Consider the following 3,974-nt stretch of genomic DNA (forward strand, 5'->3'; position numbering starts at 1 on the left):
AAAAAGTCCGAGAGAAGCTCCCTGCCCTTTAGTGCTTTGTTTTGTAACGAGGCTCGAGCTGGTCGGTACCATCAATGAATGTCCCACCATGAAAACAACCGTCGACATAACCAGGAAAATGATATTTCCATAATCCGCAGACAAGATAATTAAAATCAGCCCGACTGCACAGAGGACTGCCCCGGCTTTTACGAGCTTGGCGTCCCCAAACTTTTTGGTCAATGGGCCAATAAGTCCGCCCTGAACAATTACAGCGAAGATACCAAAGATGGCAAAGGTGATCCCCATGTCCCTGGGGCCAAAGCCAACTTTAGCCGCTGCCAACATTGCAAACGTGGTCTCGAACATGGACATCGTAAAATTCAAAACAAAATTAATGGCAAATAGAGTAACCAGAGGATCTTTCAACACTTTTAAGGTAAGCAAAGGCGTTGCGCGTCGGACAACTTCAGTCTTGTGCTTCAATGATTCCGGTAGGAATGCCAAAGTGAACGGCAAAAGCAGTAAGGCTAATCCTCCCGCCACGAAAAACGGTAACGAGAAGCCGTAGTGGCCAAGCCAACCCCCTATGGCTGGGCCAAAGATCATGCCGAGCCCCATAGCGGCGCCAATCATCCCCATCGCTTTCGAACGATCAACACCTTCGGTAATATCCGCTAAATAAGCCATTGACGTCGGTAAAGTTGCCGAGGACACCATTCCGGATAAGGCACGGATACCAATCAATAAATATAGGTTGTTTACCATGCCAAACATTAAAAACGTCAGACCATACCCCGTGAGGCCGATAAGAATAACCGGTCGTCGACCAATACGATCGGACAACTTGCCCCACATAGGTGCAAAAAAGAACTGCATGATCGAATAGGCGGACATAAAGATTCCTAAGGCAAATGCTCCTCCGCCCAGCTTCCCCACAAAAAACGGGAGAATAGGAATGACGATGCCAAACCCCACCATGACTAAAAATTGAATGATGAGCAAAACCACCATTGGTCCCATAAACCTTTTCGACATCCTAAAAACCCCTATCTATACTGCGTTTTTCTCTAACAACCGGATTAATGAAGGATCCTGAATAAAGCGAGGGATTTTCACTTGGTTAAGGGAAGCACCACGTATTATAAGCTCTTGCTTGAGGGCCTGAAACGTTCCGGTACGAACAAAATGAATATCCACTTCTTTGATCCGCTTAGCCTTAATCCCGGCAAGATAACGGGGATTGGCCTCGCCCAGGTATTGTTCCAAAGTATTTTTCATTGCCAACGCTATAGTTGGGGTGATTACCGGTTCTTTAACCTCAATATAGAAGAGATAATTGCCAACTACATCCTCAACCTCTAAGGTAACCGTAAAATCCTCTATCATAACCCCCATAGCCTTAGTAGTTGCGCCAAGGGCGGACAGCATAGCCTGTTCAGAGGTTTTTTCCGCCGCGACGTTTAGGAGTTGTCCTTTGCGATACATGAACTCGATCACAGGGCTTTGGTGAGCATAACCAACGACTTTGATCACATCTTCCATTCGATACCGGTAAAATCCGGAATAGTTCGTGACGACGACCTCGTACATCTCTCCGATGTTTAACTCATCCAGATCAAACGTCGTTGGATTGGGATCAACGGATTCCTGAAGAGGGATAAATTCATAATAAGCTGACCGAGGGGTAACGACATAACTGGTATCGTTTACTTTAGTAGTTATTCCAATTAAGGCCTCTGTCGCCCCATAGATCGCCGAAAAAACGGGTAAATCTCCAATATAAAAGCGTAGTCTGTCAAGGTAGATAGCAAAACTTCCGCCCACCACGCAAGAGACATAAGTCATCTTCGGCCACACCCTTGACGCAATCCCTTGCATGCCTTTCCTAAATTCTCGCTCCAAATCCCCTGCCCGGAGTGGATCAGGCTTTAAGCGCTCTGTTAACAGGTCCCTTACTTCTGAATCCAAGGTTAAGTGGGGTGAGATAGTTCCTTTGGCAAGATCCTCAAGTATCTCCGGCCATTGTTTTTCCAGCACTCCAAAAAGTTGTACGATTCCGGAGGGAAAAGGAGACATCATATACCCCAGGCTCCGCTCTTTCAGCGCAAACAATAAATGCAAATAATTGGTCACTTGCTGATCTTTGAGGGCCAGGATTTCAAGTGGAGATGTCCAAAAGTAGCGGAGCATCTTTTTCATTGACTGTACCCCACCGGAGGTCCCGGATCCGGTAGGGATTCCCACTGGAGTATTCTCTGATTGCAGCATATTCATAAGAAGCAACCCCTTGCCGCCCGTCCTTGCGGCCGGGAGAGCTTGGGAAAGTGCTCCATGTTGAAGAAACATCATGCTCATGTTCACAATCTTCCTGGTTTTAGCCGTGATGGGAATACGCTTTTGTTTCCCCGTTGTACCTGAACTTAAGCCAAAATACTGAACCTCATCAGAAGTCAGTACGTTTTCATGGCCTGCGGCAATTTTCTCGACGTAGTTTTCATAATCGGAATAGCTTGTTAACGGAACAACGCGTTTATAATCCGCTGAACTTTGTATGCCGTCAAACTGATATAAGGAACCATAAACTGTCTCTGAATTACTTTGTAGAATTTCAGCTAAAACAGCCCGGTTAACGTCCCCTGCTTGAACTGTGTCTTTAATAAATTTCTTATAAATGAAATCGGCACCCAGAGCATAGCATTGATTTATCGCCCACTCCAGCATATTTATGCTCTATCACTCCTTATCTGTCTTTGCTAAATCGTCCAGCACAACGTCCAGATGTTCCAGGACCTTATTCAATTCCGCGACTTGAGGAAGATCCAGCTTCTGAAATATGCGTGCAAACTTTGTTTTTCTTTCCTCTTCAAAGGCAATTAATGGTTCAATTCCTTTAGGTGAAAGTTGAATAATAACCACTCGGCGATCTTCCTCGCTCCGCGTTCGCGTGATCAGTCCTAACCTATGCAGACGATCCACAAATCCAGTCACTGCCCCCAACGTAATCCCTAACTGTTGGGCAATATCAGACGGCCTACAAGTAACGCAGCGTTCCAGATACTTCAAAAACATCATCTGATGCATAGATAAGTCACTATCTTCAGGCATCAGAAAGCTTTGGTACTTTTTCCAGACTGCTCTAAATAACCGGTCTGTCTCTTCCATGAGAGCAACATCTTTATCCTTGGTCACAGGTATATCACTCCTAATGTTATCGTTCTCATTAGTATCCCCTACATACTTACAAATTGAAAGTTGTAAAAAATTGCATGAACAGATGTATCGCAGCAGTCCTACACTAAGTTTATTATAATCCCCATAAATAGTTTATGTCAATTAGTATTCTATGGCTCGAACAAGGATGTTCCGTGCAAGAGGGGACCGCCAGCGCCTGTAGGCTAATACAACTGGACGATCCCCTTGTCTTCTTATGAACTCAAACTACAAGTTATTTTATGATGCCCGGACAAAAAATGAATGGGGACTGAAGTTAAATAAGACTTAGTCCTCATTCATTTTCAGCTATTGAGTCACACCCTGCGGTTCTTCCAATAGCCCGCTTTTCCTCATGTTCGTGAAAACCAGAATAAAAGAGCCAATATCAAGAATACCATCCCCTACGCTGAACACTTGTTTTCCCAATCCCAACAGATCCAGGTAAAACCGATCCGCTAAGAAGCTCAGATGAGTCGATGAAGTCATTAACCCGTGAGTTCCCTGCCCCTCCAGTAACGCGTTACGACTGGCCTCAGGAAGAAAAGTCGGATCGACCGGCATTACTCCTCCGTTCAACCCAATGACCAGGGTATTCAGCAAAATTCCCAAGGAAACCCAACGCATTCCTGGCAGTGATCTATTAAAAAATGAGAAAAAGAGCAATAGAAGATAGGACCCTGTATCAAGCACGGGACTAACCCAACTTGGGCCTAACCCAATTCCTCGAACAGCTGCCCAGTAAACGCCGCTCTGGATGAAAAGGGCCAAGGGAACCAGCC

The 3,974-nt window shown here is 45.4% G+C and carries 4 protein-coding genes; all 4 read right to left on the minus strand.

Annotated elements, in window-relative coordinates; all coding sequences use genetic code 11:
• Positions 1-1,017 (minus strand): tetracycline resistance MFS efflux pump (locus tag AC6I5A_RS11110; protein WP_034615751.1); only part of this gene is annotated, 1,017 nt, incomplete at its 3' end.
• A gap of 15 nt (positions 1,018-1,032) precedes the next feature.
• Complete coding sequence (locus AC6I5A_RS11115) at positions 1,033-2,703, minus strand: GH3 auxin-responsive promoter family protein (RefSeq protein ID WP_034615754.1); 1,671 nt, start codon at positions 2,701-2,703, stop codon at positions 1,033-1,035.
• Between the two features lie 12 nt (positions 2,704-2,715).
• Complete coding sequence (locus AC6I5A_RS11120) at positions 2,716-3,171, minus strand: MarR family transcriptional regulator (RefSeq protein WP_052168039.1); 456 nt, start codon at positions 3,169-3,171, stop codon at positions 2,716-2,718.
• Between the two features lie 330 nt (positions 3,172-3,501).
• The coding region (locus AC6I5A_RS11125; RefSeq protein WP_052168040.1) for a DUF5317 family protein at positions 3,502-3,974 on the minus strand (473 nt) is incomplete at its 5' end.

The organism is Desulfosporosinus sp. Tol-M2 (assembly GCF_059735615.1).

Coding starts and splice junctions, on each gene's coding strand:
- AC6I5A_RS11115 (WP_034615754.1), bottom strand. CDS start 2,703: ATGCTGGAGTGGGCGATAAATCAATGCTATGCTCTGGGTGCCGATTTC.